We start from the raw sequence: 22867 nt of genomic DNA, 5'->3' as shown, positions 1-22867 counted from the left end.
TATAAATATTATTGAAGCGTGTAATTTGTTTTTTATCAATGAGTTGTGTTCTATTTCCGATACAGACATAAGTTGTTAATTCCGATTGAACTGAATATTGAAATTCTTTAAATAATCCTCTATTGGTTCCATTCCCATTTCTTTTCTTCTTTCGTTCACGGTTTCAGGATTTTCTAATTTATACAATTTACCATTTTCTATTTGTGAACCATATATTTGGGGGCTTCCTTCGTCCATTAAAATCCTATCTTTCATCAATGCGTATTGTTGTTTAGATAAGTCTCCATTTTCAACCGCTTTCTCTATTTGTGGAAAATACTTTTTTCTAATTTCTTTAGTAGTATGTTGCAGTCCTAACCAGATTGCATCCATTTGTTTTTGACCCACCTCCTTTAATGTTGGCATACCACACTTTTCAATAATGCTAATCACTAATTCTTGATTCCTATGGTCTTCTTTAGCATATTTGATGAGTTCATTTGATTTTCTAATCCTTTGGTCACTTTCTAAAACTTCGCTCAAGATTTGAAGTTTTTTGCTGCAATCAACTTCAATAATATCTACTGAACCTACATAGACAAATTTATCCTTATTTATATAAAGGAATATTGATATCATTAAAACAAGAGCGGTTAATATGCTAAATAATATTTTTTTTATTTTCATTTCTATTTTTGTGTCATATTCTAAATATATTGACCATTTTTGATTAAAAATTAATTGTAAAAATAGGAATTATTTTTAAGTGTCGGAATAAAATATGTAAAGATGATAGGCCTAAAGACTCTTCTTTTAAAGTTTCTAAAACCCTATCTCTTCCTAACTTTGTCAAGTCATAATCAGTTTGGGGGACAAGTGGGGGACAATAAATAAAAAAACAAAACAAATATTTGATAATCAACACAAAATTATAAATTTTGTAATTAGCTAATTATCAAACTTTGGTTTGTTTAAGTTTGTTTTACCTATCTTATTTATTTCCCGATACAGAAATTCGAAAAGCCTTACTATCAGTTATTTATCGCCATTGAGGGACAAATAAGGGGTAAATCTCCACAAACCAATAATATACTATACAAAGTTACGAATATTATACATTGTCGTTAGTAAATTCATTGATGAATTTCATTAAGTTATATTAAAGTTTAACTAATCCAATTTTATTCAACAGAGATTCTGTTACAACTTACCTTAATTCGGATACTCTGTTTGCTTCCAGTCTTTGGAACTTTGTCATACTTAAAACAATATAGTATGAACACATTTAAAATGTTAGTTATAACTGCCGGTATGGGTATGTATTCCACTGGTATGGCAGCTATGGATGTAAAAGGTTCAATTTCTTTTAACTCGCAGATTGCGGACAAAAATATTTCAATTTCTGGATGGAATAAAAATTATAGTAAAATAGACACACTCAAATCCAACCAGACAATCATCAATTTAGCGGGTCATCAGGTTCCTGTTTTAAAGGGAGGACTTTATGACAGATTCCGTTCAAACCCACCTTTGTCGGTAGTTGAAAAAGAAGCGCCTGAAATTGATCTGAGCTGGTTTAAAACTATTCAAAAACAGAAAAAAGAGGTTGGCTTTACAACATACTCTCCTAATTTCTATTACAGTAATAGTAGTATAACGGCAATATATACTGCTGATATGAAAATGCTGAAAAAGCTAATCCCAGCAGAAGTCCGTGATATTGTGAAACCTATTTCAATTACCCCTGGACGTGGCCTGGTTGCGATCACAGCATATGCTTACCATTATTGTGATAATGATTCCTATAACGAGTTATCTATCTCTATTGTAACTACGAAACCAAATTCAACAAATTGGGGAGTATTTTCCCTTATGAATGAACTTAAGAATAAGAATCTTTGGGGGTACGTTCTGAAGCTTCCTGTTGACACAGAACTGGCGAGAGTTCGTGGGGTAGTGGGGTATAATCTGCCGAAATGGTTGATTCCAATGAAATATAGTGATCAAGGAGAGATGATGAAGTTCGACTTTTATGATGAGTCCGGGAAAATAGATTTTTCAATGGGAGGGAAAAAACTGGCTATTGGAGATGTTCAACCGGATATTGTCCGTTCAAATTTTATTAACAAGGATAGAAATGGCCAACTGACTCACGGTTATACTGATGTCAGAGCCATTAAGAAAGCAAGCAGCAAAAAGAAGGATGACGTACAGCTCAATCTTACCAACGGGCCTTTATCCATGTTTATCAAATCATTGGATCTTGGTAAACTCATGCGTTATGATTATCAGCCGGAATTCCAGGCGGCACTGTATACTCCTGAATTAGCAGAAAAATCTAAATAAAGATATTAAATAATTAAAACGTAAAGCAATATGCAAACAATATTAGGAGCTAACGGTCAGATTGGCGAAGAGCTGGCGAGAGAGTTAAAAAGAAACTTTACCTCAGATATCAGGATTGTCAGCAGAAATGCACAAAAAGTAAATGATACCGATGAGGTTTTTCCGGCAGATTTATTAATTAAAGAAAACGCGGTTGAAGCTGTAAAAAACAGTGAAATTGCTTATTTCACAGTAGGATTGCCTATAAGTACATCTCTTTGGGAGGAGCAGTTCTCTCTTATTACCAGAAATGTAATAGATGCATGCAAGATTAATGGAACTAAGCTTGTATTCTTTGATAATACGTATATGTATCCACAGGATGGCAGAGTTCTTACCGAGGATACTGAATTTGCTCCTGTGGGCAGAAAGGGAAAGGTGAGGGAAGAAATGACAGCAATGTTGTTGGAGGAAATGAACTCAGGACAGATAGATGCGGTAATTTGCCGTGCTCCTGAGTTTTATGGTCCGGGTAAAACACAGAGTATTACCAATACGATGATCTTTAATAAAATCAAAGAGGGGCAGACTATTGAAATTCCATTGAGTACAGATAAGAAAAGGAGCCTGATCTGGACACCGGATGCAAGCCGTGCCACTGCATTGATCGGAAATACAGCGGATGCATATGGGCAGACATGGCATTTACCCGTGGATAATAGTCATCCCACTTATGCCGAGTTTATCAGTCTGGTATCTGAAATTTATGAAAAGGAATTTGAGTTTACAGTAATACCGGAATATATATTCCAAAAAGGAGCGCAATCCAGTGCAGTATTCGCTGAATTATTGGAGTTACTACCAAGGTATGCTTGTGATAATCTGTTTGAGGATGCCAAATTCAGAAGTCGTTTTCCGGAGTTTCAGACAACAAGTTACAGGGAAGGGATTGAACAAATCAGAAATGAACAAACTTCAATTAAAAAAAATCAGTAAATTAGTTATGTATAAATCAGAAAATCAAAATATGAAAACTCCGGAAAAGGTTTCGTCAATTAATGCTCTGCATCAGTTTCTGGGATTGAAAAAACCGTCGAATCCACTGATTAGTGTGTTCAATTTTGATGATGTCAGCCTGGAACCGGAAACAATCCTAAGTGCAATTACTACAGATTTTTATGTTATTGCATTGAAAAAGGAATGTGCAGGAGGAAAGTGCAGATATGGACAACAGTATTATGATTTTGATGAAGGGATCATGTATTTTATTGCCCCTCATCAGGTACTCCAATTTGAAGATGTGCTTCTGAATGGTGTAAAGGGATTTGTTTTGGTAGTGCATCCTGATTTCTTTCAGGGATATCCTTTAGCATCGCAGGTTAAAGATTATGGTTATTTCTCCTATGCGACCAATGAGGCGTTGCACCTTTCAGAAAAAGAAGAAACCTCTGTTATGGATATCATTCATAGCATTGGAAATGAAATTGAAGGGAATATGGATGGTTTTACACAGGATCTGCTGATTTCCAATATTGAGCTTTTGCTTAAATATTGTGACCGTTTCTATAACCGTCAGTTTTTAACGAGAAAAAAGGCGAATACTGATTTACTTACAAAGTTGGAAAACTTACTGGATGGTTATTTCAAAAATGATAATTTAGTAGTCAATGGAATACCTTCAGTTCACTTAATAGCAAGTGAACTGAATCTAAGTGCCAACTATTTAAGCGATATGCTTCGGGTTCAAACAGGAAAAACAACCCAGCAGCATATTCAGAACCGCTTGATAGAGAAAGCCAAAGAATTACTTTCAACCACGGAATTGTCAGTATCAGAAATTGCTTATCAATTAGGGTTTGAACATCCGCAGTCATTTCATCGCCTGTTTAAAAACCGTACTACTTTTTCTCCTCTGGAATTCAGGGCCTCATTTAATTAATGAAAAGGTACTCTACCTTACGGATTTGATTAATATCAATAAATATAGAAAAGATGGGTGGTAATTATTATCGCCCATCTTTTTTATGTTTTAATGGGTTTGGAACTTGAAATAAATCAATAAAACAGAGATTCTGTTACAACTTTCCTTATTTGGGCTACTTTAACTTATCATATGTTTTGGACCTTTGTTGTATAAAAATATCTATACAATGAGTCTTATCAAAATATTAATTATTGTTACCAATATCAATATGTATGCGAGTGGGAATTATCCTACCGGTTTGTGGTTGAGTGAACTCACCCATATCTATCAGGCAGCAAAAGACAAAGGCTATGATGTTACCATTGCAAGTCCCAATGGTGGCAATATTCCTGTAGACCCTGAAAGCCTGAAATTTTTTACACTGGATAAAGTTTCAAAAAAATACTGGAATGACAATTCCTTCCGTGAACTGCTGAATAATAGCAAAAGTCTTAAAGAAGTGGAGAATGATAATTACGATGTAGTTTATCTGGCAGGCGGACATGGAACTATGTATGATTTCCCTGATGACAAAACGCTACAAAAAATAATTGCTGAACAATATGAAAGCGGAAAATTGGTGGCGGCCATTTGTCATGGAGCCGGCGGTTTGCTTAATGTAAAATTATCCGATGGAAATTATTTGATCAAAGGTAAAAAACTTACCGGCTATAACTGGTTTGAAGAAGGTCTTGCCGGTAGAAAAAAGGAGGTTCCCTTTAATCTTGAAGCGAGCTTAAAAAATAGAGGCTCTGATTACAGAAAGGCATTTATCCCGATGACTTCCAAAGTTGTAGTGGACGGAAACATGATTACCGGGCAAAACCCATTCAGTTCAAAGAAAATGGCAAAAGTCGTGATCCATGAACTGGACAAACAAACTGCACAATCTAAAATCATAAATAATAATCAACATTAAAACAAACTAAAATGAAAAAATTAAAAATTCTGGCAATTGTAGTAATTATTGCTATAATTCTGCTCTTTGCCCCTGGCTTTTTCCTAAGTAAAGCAGTTGTGAACACAGCTTCGAATAAGGAAAGTGTACAACCGATAACCAACAATCCTAGCGAAAAAGATACGCTCATTGAGCTGGCAGGTCAGAAGATGCCTGTACTGAAAGGCGGTTTGTTCGACAGATTTCATTCCAATTCACCTATGGATATTGTTGCAAAGGAAAGACCCGATATTGATCTGAGCTGGTTCAAAACCATTCAAAAACAGAAAAAAGAAGTGGGCTTTACCACATACTCGCCGAACTTCTACTACAGTAATAGCAGCATTACAGCCATTTACACTGCTGATATGGCAAAAATAAAAGAGTTGATTCCGGAAAAAGTTAAAGGTTTGGTACAACCGATTTCCTATACGCCTGGAAAGGGCTTGATAGCTATTACGTCTTACGCTTACCATTACTGCGATAATGATTTTTATAACGAATTGTCCATCTCCATCGTAACGACAAAACCGGGTAAAAGCAACTGGGGACTGATTTCGCTAATGGGGGAACTCAATGATAAGAACCTATGGGGTTATGTATTGAAATTGCCTGTAAATACAGAACTGGCAAGAGTGAGAGGTGTATATGGTTACAATTTGCCAAAATGGCTGATCCCTATTGACTATACTAACGAAGGCAATAACCTGACGTTCAATTACTATGATGAAAAAGGAAATTTCGACTTTTCAATGGCAGGGAAAAAACTGGATGTTTCAACATCAACACCGGAAATTACCCGTTCCAATTTCATCAATCTGAATAAGCAAGGCCAGCTGACACACGGTTATACTGATGTTCGCGCCATGAAGAAAGCAAGCAGCAAAAGTGCTGAAGACATTCAATTAAACCTATCTGATGGCCCTTTGTCAACCTTTATTAAATCATTAGGTTTAAGTAAACTGGTTAAGTACGATTATCAGCCGGAGTTTCAGGCCGCATTATATACACCAGAACTGGTAAAGGACGAAAATAAATAATCCAATAACCCCTAAAATTTAAAGCAATGGATTTTGATAAAATATTCCAATCGCAAAAAGCATTTTTCAATACACATCAGACCAAAGACATAACCTTTCGTAAGGAGACATTGAAAAAGCTTAAAACCATTCTGAAAAAGAATGAAAATCGTATGTACGATGCAATTTATAAAGATTTTAGAAAAGGAAAATTCGATACATTTTTAACGGAATTAAATCTCATTTACAATGAAATCGATTTTTTCCTGAAAAATCTGGACAAGCTCAGCAAGCCCAAAAAAGTAAAAACACCACTGAATCTGCAGCCTGGAAACAGTCATATTTATTATGATGCTTTGGGGGTAACACTGGTCATTGGTGCATGGAATTACCCTTTACAGCTCACATTGCTGCCTATGGTTACAGCTATTGCAGCAGGAAATACATGTGTGCTGAAGCCCAGCGAACTGCCAGAAAATACGATGCACCTGTTATCTGATTTAATCAACAGTAATTTTCCGTCCAATTATCTATTCGTTGCTGAAGGCGGTGTTCCTGAAACCACCGAGCTGCTTCAACTCCGCTGGGATAAAATTTTCTTTACCGGAAGCCCTAAAGTAGGAAAAATAGTATATGAGGCAGCGGCTAAAAACCTGGTTCCCGTTGTGCTGGAACTGGGTGGAAAGTCACCCGCTATTGTTACTAAAACAGCTGATTTGGAAGTTGCAGCAAAACGTTTGGTTTGGGGCAAGTTTTTAAACGGTGGACAGACCTGTATTGCCCCTGATTATTTGTTAGTGGAAGAATCGGTGAAGCCGAAATTACTACAGCTGATAAAAGAAAAGCTGGAAGAAGTCAACTATTCAGACGGTGCAGAGCATTTTACCAGCATCATCAACAAGAGAAATTTCGACCGTGTGTCCTCTCTTATTGATAAAGATAAAATTTTCTATGGCGGTAACACCAATGAAGAAACTTTATATATCGAACCTACAATTTTGGATAACGTCAATTGGGATGATGCCGTAATGCAGGAGGAAATTTTCGGGCCTGTTTTTCCGGTCATTGGGTATACCAACTATGATGAGATTTTGGAGAAGATAATTGAAGGAGAAAAACCTTTAGCGGCCTATCTGTTTACAAAAAATGAAGAAGAAAAACAGAAGCTTCTCCATCTGGTTTCTTTCGGTGGTGGTGTTATTAACGATACTTTGATGCATATTACCAATCATTACCTTCCTTTTGGGGGTATCGGAAATTCCGGCATTGGAAATTATCACGGAGAATATGGTTTCCTTGCATTCTCTCACCAAAAATCGGTTATAGACAAAGCCACCTGGGGCGAACCGGATCTGAAATATCCTCCTTACACCGACAAAAAAATGCACTGGATAAAAAAGGTGATGTAACCGAGATTATGTTACAACCTCCATTGATTCGGATACTTTTTTGTGGCTGATATGACCGAATTTTGTACTATAAATTTAAAAGAGAAAATAATGCAAACAATATTAGGTGCCAACGGACAGATCGGTGAAGAACTGGCAAGAGAGTTAAAAAGAAATTTCACTTCCGACATTAGGATTGTGAGCCTTCAAGCGAATAAAGTAAATGATACTGATGAGGTTTTTTCAGCTGACCTCTCCATAAAGGAGAAAGCCATTGAAGCTGTAAGAGGAAGTGAAATTGCGTATTTTACCCTTGGATTACCTATCAGTTCAGATCTGTGGGAAAGTAAGTTTCCTGTGATTCTCAGAAACGTGATTGATGCCTGTAAAATCAATGGAACTAAACTGGTGTTTTTTGATAATACTTATATGTATCCACAGGATGACAGGAACCTTACCGAAAATACTCCTTTTAGTCCGCTCGGAAGAAAAGCAAAGGTAAGAAGAAAGATGGCAGATATGGTGTTGAAGGAAATCCAGTCAGGAGAACTTGAAGCGGTGATTTGTAGAGCTCCGGAGTTTTATGGTCCTGCTAAAACACAGAGTATTACCAACACTTTAGTTTTTGACAACATAAAAGAAGGTAAAACATTAAAAGTTCCTTTAAGTGACCGCAAAAAACGAAGCCTGATCTGGACACCGGATGCAAGCCGTGCTACAGCATTAATCGGTAATACACCTGATGCGTATGGACAAACATGGCACCTGCCGGTTGACGCAAGTCACCCCACTTATAAAGAATTTATACAAATGGCATCCGGAATTTATGGAAAAACACTGAAATATACCGTAGTGCCAAAAATTCTATTCAAAATAGGATCGTGGTTTAATCCTAAGGTAAAAGAGCTGTTGGAATTACTTCCGAGATATTCGTACGATAATCTTTTTGATGACGCAAAATTCAGAAAACGTTTTCCTGAATTTAAGGTTACAAGCTATAGAGATGGAATAGAGCAGATCAAGCGGGAACAGTCTGGAGAAAAGAAACTTTAGTCTCTTATAAAGATATTTTTAGTCATATTGTAAAAACTATAATTGATATGGATTTATCAGAAGTAATGGACTTTAGACGATCTGTACGTGTCTATGACCGGGAAAAACCTGTTGCAGAGGAAAAGATCAGAGCATGTCTTCAATTAGCTGCTTTAGCTCCCAGTAGTTCCAATATGCAATTGTGGGAATTTTATCACATTACAGATCCTGATCTGCTATCGGAAATTTCCAGGGCCTGCCTGGATCAAACTGCGACCTCGACAGCGGCACAGATCGTGGTTTTTGTGACAAGACGTGATCTGTTTCGCAAAAGAGCCAGGTTTGTGCTGAATTTTGAAAAGGGAAACATAAGACGTAACAGCCCGGCTGAGAGGCAGGAAAAACGAATCAAGGACAGAGAATTATATTATGGGAAGATCATGCCCTTATTATACGGACGTTTCTTTGGCTTGTTGGGAGCTTTCAGAAAATTATTGACAGGAACTATAGGGATGTTCAGGACAATTACAAGGGAGGTCTCAGAAAGTGATATGCGGGTGGTGGTTCATAAATCTTGTGCGTTGGCAGCTCAAACTTTTATGATAGCCATGGCAAATGAAGGATATGATACCTGCCCTCTGGAAGGTTTTGACAGCAAGGCATTAAAAAAGGTACTGAGACTACCGCGGGGAGCTGAAGTGAATATGGTTGTTTCCTGCGGGATCAGAAAAGGAAATGAAGGAATTTGGGGAGAACGCTGCAGGGTTCCCTTCGGTGAAGTATATATAAAGAGATAATTAAGGATTTAGATCTATATCCATTATTTTTTACAGAGATTCGGTTACAATCTTCTTTGATTTGGTTACATAGGTCCATTCATTTATCAGTAACTTTAAATGGCAGAAAAAAAGATATAAAATGAAAAAAATCCTTCTGGTTGTAACCAATATAGGGCATTATAAAAGTGGTTTAGAAACTGGTCTATGGCTGAGTGAGCTTACCCATATCTATCATTTAGCAAAGGAGAAGGGATGGGAAGTTACCATAGCAAGCCCTAAGGGTGGAGGTGTTCCTATCGATCCTGAGAGTTTAAAGCCTCTTGTATTAGATAAAATTTCAAGATCATATTACGAAAATCCTGCTTTTATGAGCGAGCTCAACCATTCAAAGAGTTTGCTGGAAGTTCAGAATGAAGATTTTGACTGTGTATATCTCGCAGGTGGCCACGCAACAATGTATGATTTTCCCGATGATCTTATTATGCAAAATATGATCAGAAAGCAATACGAAAGTGGAAAAATGGTTGCTGCTATCTGCCATGGAGTAGGAGGATTGATTAATGTAAAGCTTTCAGACGATACTTATCTGATAACGGGGAAATCAATGACAGGATTCGACTGGTTTGAGGAAACCATAGCCAGAAGAAAAAGAGAAGTTCCTTTTAATCTGGAAGCTTCAATTGTTGAACGTGGAGCAAATCTGAAAAAAGCATGTATCCCCATGACATCCAATGTTATCGTGGATGGGAACCTGATTACGGGACAAAACCCGTTCAGTTCAAAAGAAATGGCAAAAGTTGTTGCTAAAGAGCTTGATAAATAATGTACTTTCAGGCTTGAATAAGCCCAATAAATTATAGTTAATCATTAAAATTCTAATTATGGCGTCAAACATTAAAGCGGAAAACGATCCGCAGATCCTTTCAGGGATCAGAGAATTTCTCAATGCATTGAATAACAGTGGCGGAAGTCCCCTGGAAACCTTGACTCCCGAGCAGGCAAGGCAGGTATTAGTAGATGCCCAGAAATCTGTAGAGGTTGATTACTCCGGGATTATTGAAACAGAAAGAGAAATTACCCAGGATGATATTACGGTAAATATTCACATCGTTAAACCTGCTAACACAACCTCGGAAAATCTTCCGGTATTTATGTTTACGCATGGTGGAGGTTGGATATTGGGAGATTATCCTACCCATAGAAGGCTGGTTAGGGATTTGGTTGTGAATAGCGGAGCTGCAGCTGTTTTTACGGACTATACACCATCTCCGGAAGCACAATATCCAGTAGCCATCAATCAGATTTATGCTGCCACAAAATGGGTGTCAGAAAATGGTGCTGAAATCGGAGTAGACGGTAAAAATATGGCCGCTGCCGGAAATAGTGTAGGTGGGAATATGACTGCTGTACTTTGTCATATGGCTAAGGATAAAGGTGGCCCGGAGATAAAATTTCAATTATTATTGTGGCCGGTAACGGACGCTGATTTTACTCGTGAATCCTGGCAAAAATATGGTGAAGGAAGATTCCTGACTGCTCCATTGATGAAATGGATGTGGGATAATTATTTACCCGATCTCGAAAAAAGAAAAGAGTATTATGCAACACCTTTCAACGCTTCTTTAGAGCAGTTAAAAGGACTACCACCAGCATTAGTACAATTGGCGGAGAATGACATCCTTTTTGACGAAGGATTAGCATATGCCAGAAAATTAGATGAAGCAGGTGTGCCAACCACGATCCAGACTTATAACGGATTTATCCATGACTATGGATTATTAAACCCGCTGGATCATATAGATGCAATAAAGTTTTCTTCCGAACAAGGTGCATTAGCACTTAAAAAAGCTTTATTTGGAAAAGCTTAATTAGTCAGCTTTTTTTAATATTTTTTCTAGGCTTATATTTCGAAGGCGGATGAGTAAATTACATTCGCCTTCTTTATCTTTAAAAGAGCTGGTGCATTTAAGTATGTGTAATAGCAGCTCGCTGATTTTTTTATATTAAAAATGATGATAAATGAAGTAATTAAAAAATTAGTCTTATCGAAGGATCTACTTATTTTAGTTTAATAAGTTTTTTCCATTCAACTCTAATTTGATTTTTTCTGAAGCCTTTTTGGTCAATTCATCTACAATTCTCACATAAACTTCAGTAGTTTTAACATCCTTATGCCCTAATAATTTTGATACCGTGTAGATATCCGTGCCGGATGTCAGCTGTAATGTTGCGAACGTATGACGAAAACCATGGAATGTAAAATGTTTCTTGATTCCCGCATTTTTAAGCCACTCTGGAAGATATTTTATTACAAGATCGTATTTCAGGCCTTCGAAAATCTTTACTTCATCTTCTCCACGAGGTCCTAATAATGAAAAGGTGTCATCTGAAATAGGGTAGTATTCTGCCTTTCCAGTTTTATTCTGCTTATATAGTATATAATAATTACCGGGAGTTCCCTGTATATTGCCCCACTTTAGATTTTCAATATCGCAAAAGAGAAGTCCTGTTAATGCAGAAAATAGGCCTGCTTTCTTAACAATTGGGGAACTACATTCAGAATCGGCCATTTTTTGTAATTCATCCTTAAAAAGGGAAGGTCTATGGGTATCATTTATTTTGATATTATAAATGGCATTTCCGAGATCTGTTGAAATGTATTTATTCCTATAGGCGTTTTTAAGAACGGATCTAAATCTTGAAAAATAAGTGGACGCTGTATTTTTTTGAATTTTTCTTTTTGAGCGCCCAACCGCAGGGGAAGATAATAGATGATTTTTATAGGCCTCACAGAGTGTTTCATTAAGATGTTTAAATAGAAATACGTTACCCACAAATTTTTTAAAATAGGCAACTGCCATACTCCAATGCACTGATCCTGGTCTTTTGTCAGCTTCTATTTGAAAAAATTCTATGAAATCAGCATTAAATTTTGTCTTATTTAAAAATTCATAGTCAGCATTATCAAGGTCAATTTGTCGCTGGGCACGTATATGCTCAGCCAATGAAACGGTTTGTTTATTATGGAGTTTTTCAGCCTCAGATCTTGGCCGATTGTAAATGTATAATTTAAGATAGAATTTTCTAAGTGGCTTGCCGGTTGTTTCACTTTGGATAGGGGGATAGATGTCTAAATACAAGCTTTTTCTTCCTTTACCTCTGGGTTTATGGGCGCAGGGTAACATTTGCTATGATCTTGGTATTAGGGATTAGATTATAGTTGGCCGTTGTCAAATTGACTTACAGCAAAAGCTATTGAAGTCCTCAAAAATATTATGAAGTCAATTTTGCTCTATTTTGGAGGCTATTGATTCTAATAAATTAGTGCTAGATCTAATACATTAATTCTCGTTTTTCTCACAGATAGGTTGATGGCTTTTAAACGACTTGTAGTAATTAAGAAATACACCATTTTTGTACTGCATTTTAATATTGCAGAAGTTTCTTTTACCGTAAGGTATATCGGAGGACCTATAGATTGGTACTTTAGTTCTTCAATATTTCGAACCGCATACCTTATGTAATCTATTTTTTTATTTCTTTGTTCGAGTTTATAGGCTTTTCTATTGCAGCTGTGACTACAGTATCTGGTAACTATAGTTTTGGCAATAAATTTTGTACCGCAATATTGGCAGACTCTTTCAATTCTGATATTCGAGCTCATAATCAGATTTTTTAGGTCCAAAAAAATACTTATTCAGGCCATAGGCTTCAATAATGGCATTGGGGATGTCATTATACTCCTTTATTCAGGGCAATGCAATTAAATGGATACAAAATTGAGCCCAAAGAAGAGTTTAATCTGTGAAAAATAATTCTAAAATTTAGTTTTTTAGTTCATCCAGATGAAATTGGAAATTTTTAAATGATTACAATTTTTAAAAATAGGTCAAGCTATGGAGTTTATAAAAACAATAATTTCTCCAAAATAAAGGTATATAGAATCCAATAGTCGTCTATAAGAATTATTTAATATCATTTGGAGTAAGTTAGATAATGAAATTCTATAACGATTCTATTTTTCCTATGCTCAAATTTTGTGATTTTATGCCAAAGGGGCAAAAATTTGAGCATTAGAATAAAATTACATAAGTTGCATTAAATCAGGATATTACAGGATTTGTGCTAAAGCATGTAATTGGTTGATAATCAATGGTTTGAAAATTCTATTTCCCGTAAAATGTTACAGATATTACAAACCAAAGAAATCTGGGTATAAGCAAATTGTGGGATTCAGAGATATCGTTTCACTTTCCTTAACTGTAAGTGAGGTCTTTAATTTTGAACTTCTGTTCAATCTGTCAAGATATGAAATGACCTGTCGGAAGAATAAATCTTCCGACAGGTTTTTAATCCCATGCCATTGATTAAGAAAGTTTTTCATCATTCTTTTCTTTAACGTGGTTTAGAAAGTTACTTTGTTAAAATGTTTTTAAAGAACGGAATTATTTCAGCCAATGCTTGCGCTGTGTATTCGGGAACATCATATAGATCATAATGACTTGCTCCCTGAACAATCTGGATGCTTTTCTGTTTCGATGCTGCTTTACTAAACAATTCAAGTCCGTCCCTATACGAACCAAATGCACCCACTTTATCGCCAATAACCACATGAAGCGGTTGGGTAAGTAATAGCTCAGCTAAGTGGAATGCATCAAAAGCCATCGCTTTGTCCAAACTGTCCACACGTAGATGGTTTGGAGAATTCGGATGCTGCCCTCTCGGAGTCTGATAATAATTGACAGCTTCTATTAGGTCAATATCGTTTAAGCCTGCTGCCTTTCTGTCTTCTTGTGAATTCGGTCTATAAACTGTAATAACAGGTTCAGCACCTCTAGCCTGCGCAGTACGCTGCTTGGCGATCCCCTCTAAAGTTTTGATAGCGGCATCTGTGGTAAAATCTCCCTCACGAAGTAAACGTCCGTAATTGGCTCCCACAACGGTTACTACTGCTTTAAAACGTCTTTCGGTCATTGCTGCATTGGCAGCATAGCCACCTCCTCCACAAACGCCCAAAACACCGATTTTTTCCTCATCTATGTAATTTAATGTAGTTAAAAAGTCTGCTGCACAACGGAAATCCTCAACACGAGTTGCGGGATCTTCCAAAAACCGTACTTCGCCACCGCTTTCGCCCTGATTGGAAGCATCAAAAACCAAGGTGATAAATCCGGCCTCTGCCAATGCCTTACCGTAAATATTTCCTGCTGTCTGCTCCTTACAACTGCTGATAGGATGCGCACAAACAATCGCTGGGTATTTTTTAGTTTCATCAAAGTCTTTCGGGAACTGCAAAATACCCGCTACTTCCCAATTCCTGTTTTTGAATTTTACTGCTTTCATTTTCTTATCTTTAAAAGTTATTTGAACTATACAAAGATATTTCGAACCAAAGCCCTGATGCTTAAAGTAATTACTGGAAGACTTTAACTATTTACTGATTTCTGAAAACACTGGGAGAAATACCTGTTTCCTTTTTAAAGAACGTAGCGAAATAGGATGGATATTCAAATCCTAAGCTGAATGCGATTTCACTCACGCTTAATGAGGTTGTTCTTAATTTGTTTTTTGCTATCTGTATCAATAATTGATGTATATGTTCCTGTGGCGAGCGACCCGTGTAGTGCTTGATTAAGTCACCAAAATAATTGGAAGACAGGTTAGCCAAGTCCGAAAAATAAGCAACTGATGGAACTCCGTTCAGCGCATTTCGCTCATCATCATAGTAGGTTTCAAGGTTTTTGTAAAATTCAGCTACGGTAGTGTTATACAATTCCTCCCTCGTATCAAATTGTCTGCTATAAAACTTTTGAATGTAGGACAGGATAAGCGAAGCATAATGAATGACAATGTCTTTGGAGAAATGCTCGTTCCCCTCAAATTCATACAATGCCTTTTTGAAGAGGTCGGTAATTATTTGTTCTTCTTCTTTCGTAATGAAGAGTGCCTCGTGATTACCGTAATATGTAAAACTGTACGCTTTGGCAATTTTACGGAACAGTCCTGCATCTATCAGGATATGATAGCCAGTTATTTGATGTTCAATATCCCATTGTAAAAAATCGCCAGGTTGGTCAAGATAGACAAAGGCATCAGCTTTGTCAAATGTTGTCTGACCAAAGTTTTTGTTTTTGTCGTAGTCCAGTTTAATTGCCAGTAGATAAAAATCAAGCTCGATAGGTGCGGATTTTCTCTTCATTCCTGTCTGCTTTTGGTATTCCACCAAATGGATATAATTGTTCTTATAGCCACTAATGTTGGTATAATCCAAAAATTCTTTTATATCGTACTTTTTCTTCAACGCTTTTTCGTCTTAATATAATACAAATTTAGAAATTAGTGGGGCTATTGGGTTTAAGTTTTCACTGAAATATTTTCAATTTTTACAGGTAAACACCATATAATTGCGGCCGCCAAGCAACCTGTAACATCGTTATAAAAAATATACTTTGTAAATAAGACCAGAAACTGATCTTGTGCGCCAGCTACTTCTTTTGCAGACCCATCTTTTAAAAAGTTACGCGTTCAGTACCTGCCAAATCGGAAAGGCTTTGATTAAGCTTGGCTCTTCTGTTCATCCTCAGCTGATTACAGAAGAGATCAAGACAATTACAGAAGTCTCATACCATTTTTCCGGATTTTTTTTATTGTTGGTTTGGCTCATCTGTAGATAACCAGAGAACTTTTTGAGGCGGCTGTCCTCCTTGTGTATTTCTACAGTTCTTTATAATTTGCAAATAAATCATCAAACACAAAAAATTAAGCTATGGTTCAGGATACATTGGAATGGTACGCAGGAGAAATTTTCGAGGGGAAGTTTAATTTTTCATATGGAGGTTTTTTAATTCTTTCCGCTCTGTTATTCTATTTCTTGGGAAGTACCCCAACTGCTAAGGCATTGAATGGGTGTGGAAAGTTTCAATGATGGGGTTACTTTGCTTTATTCCTGTATTCTTATATTTCAATAGAGAGAGCTTAAAAAAAAAACTACCTTTCCTCATAAGATCCTTTATCTTGTGTTGGGAGATAAGTTTCCTGTGGGAAAAGAGGTATTATTTGATGAGCAAACACATTTTTCGATTCTCAGGGATGCTCCCTGGCATTTCACATTTAACAGAGGATCGGCAGATTGTATCAAAAAAGGATGCTGCGGAAAAGTTTACCTTTATAAATCGGAAAAATATAATTTAATTGGAAGATGTAATAAAGATAACATCAATCATGTCTATAGGGTAGATAGCAACTTGTATGGAGATTTGCTAGAATAGTGCAATAGAGATAAGCAATTTTTGACACAATGTTTAACCCAAGAATAATGGGTTAGAAACGTGTCCACTTTACCATTTCCCCAATCTAGATAGGTGGTAGAATTATGACAGAATATTAAATAATTCACTTTCTCAACTGTACCTTAAATTTTACGTATTAATGTCGAATCCAAAAAATGTCAAGATGACGAAATATTTGTTGGAATGATTGAATTTATCTTCCCGCAACATATTTATTTTTTTATCTCTGAAGTAGGAAATCAAGGGTGGGTTAAAGGTGGTGCATTGAGAATCGTTGAAACAGAGGTAAGAAGCCCCTGAATTTCATTATTTGATACAGATGAACAATAAACATTTAAAAGTGCAGTAGATAACATGCTTCCTATTTCACATTTAGCTATTGTAAAATACCTTTCTAAAAGCATTAGGCGTAAATCCCGTATTTTTTTTGAAAAAGAAATTAAAGTTTGGCTGATCGGAGAATCCCACCGCATAACTTATTTGCTCCAGCGTCCATGATGTCTGTAAGAGAAGTGCCTTGCATTCATCAAGTAGCCTTCCTTTAATATGGGCGCTCACATTCTGTCCCGTTCTCTTTTTTAATATCCTGTTCAGGTAATTTGGATGAAGGTGCATAGAGTCAGCAAATTCCTGAGCGGTCCGCAGTTTAATCGGTTTTTCATAATTAATATTCGAAATTTCTTTCTCCAAAAGACCAAAAAAATGATGGATGTGGTCATAATCATCGTTTGTCTTTTCAGGAATAGGAAATTTGGACATCCTCGCACTGTCTATCATGAGCAATTGGATATAAGCCTGGATAGCCTCTGCCCCCAATTCGTTTCCCTGTTCATTATACATACTTTCCCAAAGCCTGATAAAACCGGCCAGGTCATTTTCTTCAATAGTAATAGCACTCTTTGATTTGTCAGTAAAAAGCGGGAGTCTTTCAACTGTCGATTTCAAAATGGGATGGCTATTGATGAAATCCTTTTTGAACAATAGATAATATCCTGCAGATTCCCCTGATGTTTTTTGCCACGAAATGATATCATTGGGATGGATGAAAAATAATGTTGGTTTGTCAACGAGATATTTATTTAATCCTAATGTAAAAACACCATATCCTCCGGTAATCATTAAAATCTTATAAAAATCTCTGCGATTAGCCGAAAGGTAGTTTCTGCAGTCTTCAATTTCACGATTGAACACTTTGATCTGCTTGTCATCCAAGGCTTCTCTATAAATGGGCGTAAGTTCCGGAAAGCTTCGAAGATGGTCTATTTCCTTAAGGTCTAAACTCGTTTTCATAGATATAACATTAGGTTTCTGTAAATAAAGATATAAAATCAACATTATGGAAATCAATCTAGAAGAATCAAGACAAGTTGTTCAAATGGCCAGAGTCAAGGCGATACAACTTAATGTGAACGCAAACATTGCCATCCTGGATACAGCAGGTCATCTCAAAGCTTTTGAAAGAATGGATGATGCATTTTTGGGATCAATGGATATTGCCATTAAAAAAGCAAAAACAGCAAGCCTGTTCAGAACCAGCAGTGAAAACGTCGGAGAGTACCTGAAACCGGAAGCCGGAACTTACGGAATGATGGCAACCAATGACGGCTTAGTTGGTTTTGCAGGTGGACTCCCGATCCTTAAAAACAGTGAAATAATAGGGTATATCGGTATTTCCGGTGGAGCAGTCTCTGAAGACCTCCAGATTGCAACCGCTGGAGCTGAGGTTCTAAATCAAAACTAAACTTCAACAATCAAAAAAATCAAATACATACTTAATCATTAACACAAAAAATTCAACAAAATGGAAACTAAAACAATTTTAATCACAGGAGCAGGTTCAGGATTCGGAAAAGGAGCTGCTATCGGAATGGCAAGAAATGGACATAACATCATCGCAACCGTACATGTCTCATCGCAGGTAACGCCTTTACGTGAAGAAGTGGCAGCCTTGGGACTATCTGACAAAATCAGGGTGGAAAGATTGGATCTTACCGACCAATACGACATCAAACAGGCTTTAAAATGGGACTTTAACATTCTCTGGAACAATGCCGGAATGGGTGAAGCAGGACCGGTTTGGGAAATACCTGTAGATCTGGTCAGAAAAAATTATGAGGTGAATGTCTTTTTACCATTGGTTCTTACACAAGGCGTTGTGCAAAAATGGGTAAGAGAAGGCAAAAAAGGAAAAGTAGTTTTCACCTCTTCCATGGGAGGCCTGTTTACACCCGCCAACTGGGGAACCTATGTCTCAACCAAACATGCCTTGGAGGCTTTTGCAGAAGCCATGCAACAGGAGCTTGCTGCCTATGGAATCAAAGTGCAGACCATCAATCCCGGAGCTTATTACACCGGCTACAATGAAACCATGGCAGATAATCCTTTCCGTTGGCTGGATGATGAAGTGAATTTCACTAAAAGAGCCGATCTGAGAAAAGGCTTTGATGACTTCTTTGCAACCCCGGAAGGCAAAATGGATCCGACAGAAATGATTGACCGTATGATAGAAATTGTACCTTCCGACGAAGGAAAATTCAGGAATGTGGTTCCTAAGGTAATTGAAGATATGTTGAAAGATCACCAGTTAAAAGCTTGGGAAAATACTATATAGCAAAAAAACGAGGTAGTTAGACAAACCTGAAATCTTCAGGTTTGTTTTTCCCTCCGAAATACCCTTTAATATCCATTATTATGAAACTTATAACAGCAATATTCGTTATGATAACATTTTCAACAGCATTAAATGCACAAAATTATAGCAAGGAAGAATCCGCTAATAAAAAAATTATCACAGAAGCTTTTCAGCAGTGGCATAATGGTAATGCCCATTTTTTCGATTTACTTACAGATGACGTACATTGGGAGATTACAGGTTCCACACCCTATTCCAAGGTGTATAACTCTAAACAGGAGTTTTTGGATGAGGTGATCAGTCCACTCAATAAAAAACTCAAGGTGAAAATCAAACCGACAGTCAGAAATATCTTTGTGGATAACGATATGGTAATCGCCCTTTGGGATGGAGAAGCTTTGGCACTTGACGGAAAACCTTATCTGTCTTCTTATTCCTGGTACATGAAAATGAAAAACGGAAAAATTACCCACGTGGTAGCTTTTCTGGACGGAATAGAATTTACGGATATTATGAAACGAATAAAAGTAGAGTAATTGGTTTGACCCTACAATAAGTTTTGCTAACCACAATCATGACTCACAGAGTGCTCTCTGCTTAATTTCCGGAGATTATCTTTTGTCTATGCTGATACCCCCATTTCTCCATTGCGACCAGGACCTCGTTAAGCGTATTGCTATAATCTGTCAATTCGTATTGTACCGTAACGGGTTTTGTATTACAGACTTCTCTGCTTACCAGTCCGTTCATCTCGAGTTCCTGTAATTCCTTTGATAGGATCCGTGGAGAAATTCCAGCTTCTCGTGAAAGCTCATTGAAGCCTTTTTTTCCGCTTCTCAATAAGGAAATGAGAACAAGTTTCCATTTTCCTCCCACGACATCCAGGGTGTCTCTTATCGCTAATTTGGCCTTGGCACAGGTTTCTACCGTATGTGTTGTCATATACTATTCTTTTTGTAAGTACTATCCTTTTTGTAACAGGTAACAAATGTATAGTATTTATGTTGAACTTTGTACCACAAAAAAATAAAAAAATATAAAATGAAAATTTTAAGATTAATGACCAGCTTCAGAGGAACAGATTCCTTAAGCTTTCAATTAGGAAATGCAATTGTTGAAAAAATAAGTACTCAATATCCGGACACAGAAATATCTGTAATGAATTTGGCAAAAGATGAACTGCCACATCTCAATGAAATTCATTTCACATCATTTTTCTCCTCACCTGATGAACTATCCACTGACCTGTTACATGCCATATCTTTCTCCAATAATTCAATTAAGGAATTGTTAATGGCCGATATATTGGTAATTGATGTACCGATGTATAATTTCAGTATCCCGTCGTCGCTCAAGGCATGGATCGATCATGTTGTCCGGGCTGGTGTTACTTTCCGTTATACGGAAAATGGTGTTGAAGGACTTGTAAAGGATAAGAAAGTTTTCCTTGCCATTTCAAGTGGTGGAGTATATTCGGAAGGGCCAATGAAGGAGTTTGACCTTACCGAAAGATATCTTCGCAATATATTGGGATTTATCGGAATTACCGACATCACAACATTTAGAGTTGAAGGTTCCGCAATACCCGCGTTGAAGGATACAGCATTACCTAAGGCACTCCAGATGGTAGAAGCCTATAGTTTATAATAGGGGGTACCGAGAGCGTCATCTAGTATTGAGCAAAAAGCAGATTTATTAATCCGGTTTTGTTTGTGTAAAGGGATTGGTGTTTATTCAGCCCGTTGCTATTAATTCTGTTGGAGCATATCCAAAATGTTTTTTAAAGGCATACGAAAAATATGAAAGATTCTCAAACCCTACCTCATAACAAACTTCGATTGGTTTCTTTTTCTTTTCAAGAAGTTGGTAATGCGCTAATTCCAGTCGCTTTTTTGTCAGCCATCGCTGGGGGTGTAAGATTAAAGATTTTACTAAAGTCTCTTTTGAAGGTGGTTAAACTTCTTCCCGTGAGATAGCCGAATTTTTCCAATGGTAAATTAAACATAAAGTTCATTTCCATATAATCCGCAAGGTCAATTTTTCCAGGTTCTTCAAAATTGGCCAAGACATGATCTATTTCTTTGTCTATCTCGCGGAGAATACTGATTGCTTCCGTGATTTTCAAGGAAGCAATCAGCTCTGGAAGTTCCTGCATTTCGAAATAAGGGATCAGTGAAGAAAGACAGCTTTCCAGCAAGGGATGATTGTTAAAGGAGTATATTTTTTGTGTTTTCTGAACATTAGGTTTTACATTGACTTTTGCATAAAATTCTCTTAATTTATCTGTCGTTAAGTGCATAACTACTGTTTTATGGGGTTGTCCATCCTTAGGATAATTGATGATCGTGGCTAGTTGATTTCTCGGGATTAAAAAAATATCACCTTTTTTGAAGATATAGGTTGCATCTGCCTGTACAATTTTTGTGCTATTTAAACAAATATAAGAAAAACAGTATATCAGTAAATTATGGTAAACCGTAATCCGCATTATTACATTTTTACAGATTATGGGCATAATAATTTTATTTTTTCAATAAGCATCAATTAATCTTAATGTACTGAGATAGATATGAAAAGTTTATTTTTGAAATTAAGTATTCAACAAGATTGTGTCTTGTTGTATCTAAGTATAGAGTATTTTAAAAATCATCAACCCAAGGTAGTTATCCAGCAAAAAGTCAAGTCCAATCGAATTTTATTACCAACCTAAGAGATAATATAAATGAGATTTTAATAGCAGTTTAACGAAGAAGCAGAAATAAATACTAAAAACTAATTTTGATGTACCACTATGGTAAAAAGTAAATAAAATTATTATATCTTATTATCTAACTATTAATCAAAATCTAACTTAATTTTTAATGACGCTTCCCTGGCAACGGAATCTATTATTTTAGTATAAATTTCTGTTGTCTTAAGGTTTCTATGACCCAAAAGTTTAGAAATTGTATAAATTGATGTGCCTGATGCAAGCTGTAATGTAGCAAATGTATGTCGAAAGCCATGAAACGTAAAGTATTTGTTGATGCCGGCATTCTTTAGCCATGGTTTAAGAAATTTAATAACATCATCATACTTAATTCCTTCAAAAACTTTTTCATTATTATCTTTTGGAATACCTAATATTTCTAATGTCTTATCTGATATAGGGTAGTATTCTGCATTTCCAGTTTTACTTTGTTTGTATATAATGTAAAAACTGCCCTTATACCCTTGTATGTCACCCCATACAAGGTTTTTAATATCGGAAAAACGAAAACCTGTTAATGCGGAAAATAAGCCAGCTTTTTTAACTAATTGTGATTCACATTTTGCATCAGCCATACTTTGTAGCTCATGTAAGAACAGGAAACAGCGATGAGTTTCCTCTAATTTTATTCCTTTGAGCATTGTACTGAAATCTGTTAAAATATATTTATTATTAAAAGCACTCTTAATGGTATTTCTAAATTTGTCAAAATAAGATGATGCAGTATTAAGACTGATTTTTCTTTCGTATCTGCCAATAGATGGATTAGATAATA

23 protein-coding genes are annotated in these 22867 nt (G+C 36.4%); 14 read left to right on the top strand and 9 right to left on the bottom strand.

Going from position 1 to position 22867, the window contains the following annotated elements; all coding sequences use genetic code 11:
* Window positions 1–75: 75 nt before the first annotated feature.
* Entirely contained in the window at window positions 76–666 is a 591-nt protein-coding gene (locus tag BBH99_RS14155) for a DUF6624 domain-containing protein (RefSeq protein ID WP_066696919.1), read from the bottom strand.
* A gap of 588 nt (window positions 667–1254) precedes the next feature.
* Here BBH99_RS14155 and BBH99_RS14150 point away from each other — a divergent pair.
* From BBH99_RS14150 to BBH99_RS14105, 10 genes are all read left to right on the top strand, one after another.
* On the top strand, window positions 1255–2325 hold the full coding sequence (locus BBH99_RS14150; RefSeq protein ID WP_228390818.1) for an acetoacetate decarboxylase (ADC): 1071 nt from the start codon (window positions 1255–1257) through the stop codon (window positions 2323–2325).
* Window positions 2326–2355: 30 nt separating this feature from the next.
* On the top strand, window positions 2356–3300 hold the full coding sequence (locus tag BBH99_RS14145) for an NAD-dependent epimerase/dehydratase family protein (protein WP_066696916.1): 945 nt from the start codon (window positions 2356–2358) through the stop codon (window positions 3298–3300).
* A 31-nt stretch (window positions 3301–3331) separates the two neighbouring features.
* Complete coding sequence (locus BBH99_RS14140) at window positions 3332–4243, top strand: helix-turn-helix domain-containing protein (protein WP_185111086.1); 912 nt, start codon at window positions 3332–3334, stop codon at window positions 4241–4243.
* A gap of 211 nt (window positions 4244–4454) precedes the next feature.
* On the top strand, window positions 4455–5186 hold the full coding sequence (locus BBH99_RS14135) for a type 1 glutamine amidotransferase domain-containing protein (RefSeq protein ID WP_066696912.1): 732 nt from the start codon (window positions 4455–4457) through the stop codon (window positions 5184–5186).
* Between the two features lie 11 nt (window positions 5187–5197).
* Window positions 5198–6244, top strand: coding sequence for an acetoacetate decarboxylase (ADC) (locus BBH99_RS14130; protein WP_083188833.1), 1047 nt, complete (start codon window positions 5198–5200; stop codon window positions 6242–6244).
* Window positions 6245–6270: 26 nt separating this feature from the next.
* Window positions 6271–7632, top strand: coding sequence for an aldehyde dehydrogenase family protein (locus tag BBH99_RS14125; RefSeq protein ID WP_066696910.1), 1362 nt, complete (start codon window positions 6271–6273; stop codon window positions 7630–7632).
* Window positions 7633–7722: 90 nt separating this feature from the next.
* Window positions 7723–8664 (top strand): NAD-dependent epimerase/dehydratase family protein, encoded by a 942-nt coding sequence (locus BBH99_RS14120; protein ID WP_066696908.1) that lies wholly within the window; start codon window positions 7723–7725, stop codon window positions 8662–8664.
* Between the two features lie 47 nt (window positions 8665–8711).
* Window positions 8712–9440 carry a nitroreductase family protein gene (locus BBH99_RS14115; RefSeq protein ID WP_066696906.1) on the top strand — a complete coding sequence of 243 codons (729 nt, stop codon included), beginning with the start codon at window positions 8712–8714 and terminating at the stop codon, window positions 9438–9440.
* A gap of 121 nt (window positions 9441–9561) precedes the next feature.
* Window positions 9562–10245, top strand: coding sequence for a type 1 glutamine amidotransferase domain-containing protein (locus BBH99_RS14110; RefSeq protein WP_066696904.1), 684 nt, complete (start codon window positions 9562–9564; stop codon window positions 10243–10245).
* 58 nt (window positions 10246–10303) lie between these two features.
* On the top strand, window positions 10304–11290 hold the full coding sequence (locus BBH99_RS14105) for an alpha/beta hydrolase (protein WP_066696902.1): 987 nt from the start codon (window positions 10304–10306) through the stop codon (window positions 11288–11290).
* A 195-nt stretch (window positions 11291–11485) separates the two neighbouring features.
* Here the strand turns inward: BBH99_RS14105 and BBH99_RS14100 are convergent, their stop codons facing one another.
* The 4 genes from BBH99_RS14100 to BBH99_RS14080 all read right to left on the bottom strand — a co-directional run bounded on the left by BBH99_RS14100 (window position 11486) and on the right by BBH99_RS14080 (window position 18001).
* Window positions 11486–12607: a site-specific integrase gene (locus tag BBH99_RS14100; RefSeq protein WP_066696901.1), complete on the bottom strand. Its 1122-nt coding sequence runs from the start codon at window positions 12605–12607 to the stop codon at window positions 11486–11488.
* Between the two features lie 1228 nt (window positions 12608–13835).
* Window positions 13836–14765: an alpha/beta hydrolase gene (locus BBH99_RS14095; protein ID WP_066696899.1), complete on the bottom strand. Its 930-nt coding sequence runs from the start codon at window positions 14763–14765 to the stop codon at window positions 13836–13838.
* Between the two features lie 91 nt (window positions 14766–14856).
* Entirely contained in the window at window positions 14857–15723 is an 867-nt protein-coding gene (locus BBH99_RS14090) for a helix-turn-helix domain-containing protein (protein ID WP_066696897.1), read from the bottom strand.
* Window positions 15724–17083: 1360 nt separating this feature from the next.
* Window positions 17084–18001: a helix-turn-helix domain-containing protein gene (locus BBH99_RS14080; protein ID WP_066696944.1), complete on the bottom strand. Its 918-nt coding sequence runs from the start codon at window positions 17999–18001 to the stop codon at window positions 17084–17086.
* Window positions 18002–18047: 46 nt separating this feature from the next.
* Between BBH99_RS14080 and BBH99_RS14075 the strand changes: the two genes are divergently transcribed.
* The 3 genes from BBH99_RS14075 (at window position 18048) to BBH99_RS14065 (ending at window position 19879) form a co-directional block, all read left to right on the top strand.
* Window positions 18048–18452: a GlcG/HbpS family heme-binding protein gene (locus BBH99_RS14075; protein ID WP_066696888.1), complete on the top strand. Its 405-nt coding sequence runs from the start codon at window positions 18048–18050 to the stop codon at window positions 18450–18452.
* 60 nt (window positions 18453–18512) lie between these two features.
* Complete coding sequence (locus tag BBH99_RS14070) at window positions 18513–19322, top strand: SDR family oxidoreductase (RefSeq protein WP_066696885.1); 810 nt, start codon at window positions 18513–18515, stop codon at window positions 19320–19322.
* Window positions 19323–19402: 80 nt separating this feature from the next.
* Complete coding sequence (locus tag BBH99_RS14065; protein WP_083188832.1) at window positions 19403–19879, top strand: nuclear transport factor 2 family protein; 477 nt, start codon at window positions 19403–19405, stop codon at window positions 19877–19879.
* Between the two features lie 61 nt (window positions 19880–19940).
* Here the strand turns inward: BBH99_RS14065 and BBH99_RS14060 are convergent, their stop codons facing one another.
* Window positions 19941–20285 carry a winged helix-turn-helix transcriptional regulator gene (locus BBH99_RS14060; RefSeq protein ID WP_066696882.1) on the bottom strand — a complete coding sequence of 115 codons (345 nt, stop codon included), beginning with the start codon at window positions 20283–20285 and terminating at the stop codon, window positions 19941–19943.
* A gap of 99 nt (window positions 20286–20384) precedes the next feature.
* Between BBH99_RS14060 and BBH99_RS14055 the strand changes: the two genes are divergently transcribed.
* Window positions 20385–20990: an FMN-dependent NADH-azoreductase gene (locus tag BBH99_RS14055; RefSeq protein WP_066696880.1), complete on the top strand. Its 606-nt coding sequence runs from the start codon at window positions 20385–20387 to the stop codon at window positions 20988–20990.
* A gap of 87 nt (window positions 20991–21077) precedes the next feature.
* On the opposite strand, the gene BBH99_RS22985 is transcribed toward BBH99_RS14055, so the two are convergent.
* The 3 genes from BBH99_RS22985 to BBH99_RS14045 form a co-directional block, all read right to left on the bottom strand.
* Window positions 21078–21227, bottom strand: a complete 150-nt coding sequence (locus BBH99_RS22985; protein WP_317041499.1) for a helix-turn-helix domain-containing protein — start codon at window positions 21225–21227, stop codon at window positions 21078–21080.
* Window positions 21199–21831, bottom strand: coding sequence for an AraC family transcriptional regulator (locus tag BBH99_RS22980; RefSeq protein ID WP_394363558.1), 633 nt, complete (start codon window positions 21829–21831; stop codon window positions 21199–21201). The genes BBH99_RS22985 and BBH99_RS22980 overlap by 29 nt, the downstream gene beginning before the upstream one ends.
* Before the next feature lie 347 nt (window positions 21832–22178).
* Window positions 22179–22867 (bottom strand): site-specific integrase (locus BBH99_RS14045; protein ID WP_165601948.1); only part of this gene is annotated, 689 nt, incomplete at its 5' end.

The sequence above is a fragment of the Chryseobacterium contaminans genome, assembly GCF_001684955.1.
GTDB lineage: Bacteria > Bacteroidota > Bacteroidia > Flavobacteriales > Weeksellaceae > Chryseobacterium > Chryseobacterium contaminans.
This window is presented reverse-complemented; position numbering and strand designations above follow the sequence as displayed.

Coding starts and splice junctions, on each gene's coding strand:
- BBH99_RS14155 (WP_066696919.1), bottom strand. CDS start 666: ATGAAAATAAAAAAAATATTATTTAGCATATTAACCGCTCTTGTTTTA.
- BBH99_RS14150 (WP_228390818.1), top strand. CDS start 1,255: ATGAACACATTTAAAATGTTAGTTATAACTGCCGGTATGGGTATGTAT.
- BBH99_RS14145 (WP_066696916.1), top strand. CDS start 2,356: ATGCAAACAATATTAGGAGCTAACGGTCAGATTGGCGAAGAGCTGGCG.
- BBH99_RS14140 (WP_185111086.1), top strand. CDS start 3,332: ATGAAAACTCCGGAAAAGGTTTCGTCAATTAATGCTCTGCATCAGTTT.
- BBH99_RS14135 (WP_066696912.1), top strand. CDS start 4,455: ATGAGTCTTATCAAAATATTAATTATTGTTACCAATATCAATATGTAT.
- BBH99_RS14130 (WP_083188833.1), top strand. CDS start 5,198: ATGAAAAAATTAAAAATTCTGGCAATTGTAGTAATTATTGCTATAATT.
- BBH99_RS14125 (WP_066696910.1), top strand. CDS start 6,271: ATGGATTTTGATAAAATATTCCAATCGCAAAAAGCATTTTTCAATACA.
- BBH99_RS14120 (WP_066696908.1), top strand. CDS start 7,723: ATGCAAACAATATTAGGTGCCAACGGACAGATCGGTGAAGAACTGGCA.
- BBH99_RS14115 (WP_066696906.1), top strand. CDS start 8,712: ATGGATTTATCAGAAGTAATGGACTTTAGACGATCTGTACGTGTCTAT.
- BBH99_RS14110 (WP_066696904.1), top strand. CDS start 9,562: ATGAAAAAAATCCTTCTGGTTGTAACCAATATAGGGCATTATAAAAGT.
- BBH99_RS14105 (WP_066696902.1), top strand. CDS start 10,304: ATGGCGTCAAACATTAAAGCGGAAAACGATCCGCAGATCCTTTCAGGG.
- BBH99_RS14100 (WP_066696901.1), bottom strand. CDS start 12,607: ATGTTACCCTGCGCCCATAAACCCAGAGGTAAAGGAAGAAAAAGCTTG.
- BBH99_RS14095 (WP_066696899.1), bottom strand. CDS start 14,765: ATGAAAGCAGTAAAATTCAAAAACAGGAATTGGGAAGTAGCGGGTATT.
- BBH99_RS14080 (WP_066696944.1), bottom strand. CDS start 18,001: ATGAAAACGAGTTTAGACCTTAAGGAAATAGACCATCTTCGAAGCTTT.
- BBH99_RS14075 (WP_066696888.1), top strand. CDS start 18,048: ATGGAAATCAATCTAGAAGAATCAAGACAAGTTGTTCAAATGGCCAGA.
- BBH99_RS14070 (WP_066696885.1), top strand. CDS start 18,513: ATGGAAACTAAAACAATTTTAATCACAGGAGCAGGTTCAGGATTCGGA.
- BBH99_RS14065 (WP_083188832.1), top strand. CDS start 19,403: ATGAAACTTATAACAGCAATATTCGTTATGATAACATTTTCAACAGCA.
- BBH99_RS14060 (WP_066696882.1), bottom strand. CDS start 20,285: ATGACAACACATACGGTAGAAACCTGTGCCAAGGCCAAATTAGCGATA.
- BBH99_RS14055 (WP_066696880.1), top strand. CDS start 20,385: ATGAAAATTTTAAGATTAATGACCAGCTTCAGAGGAACAGATTCCTTA.
- BBH99_RS22980 (WP_394363558.1), bottom strand. CDS start 21,831: ATGCGGATTACGGTTTACCATAATTTACTGATATACTGTTTTTCTTAT.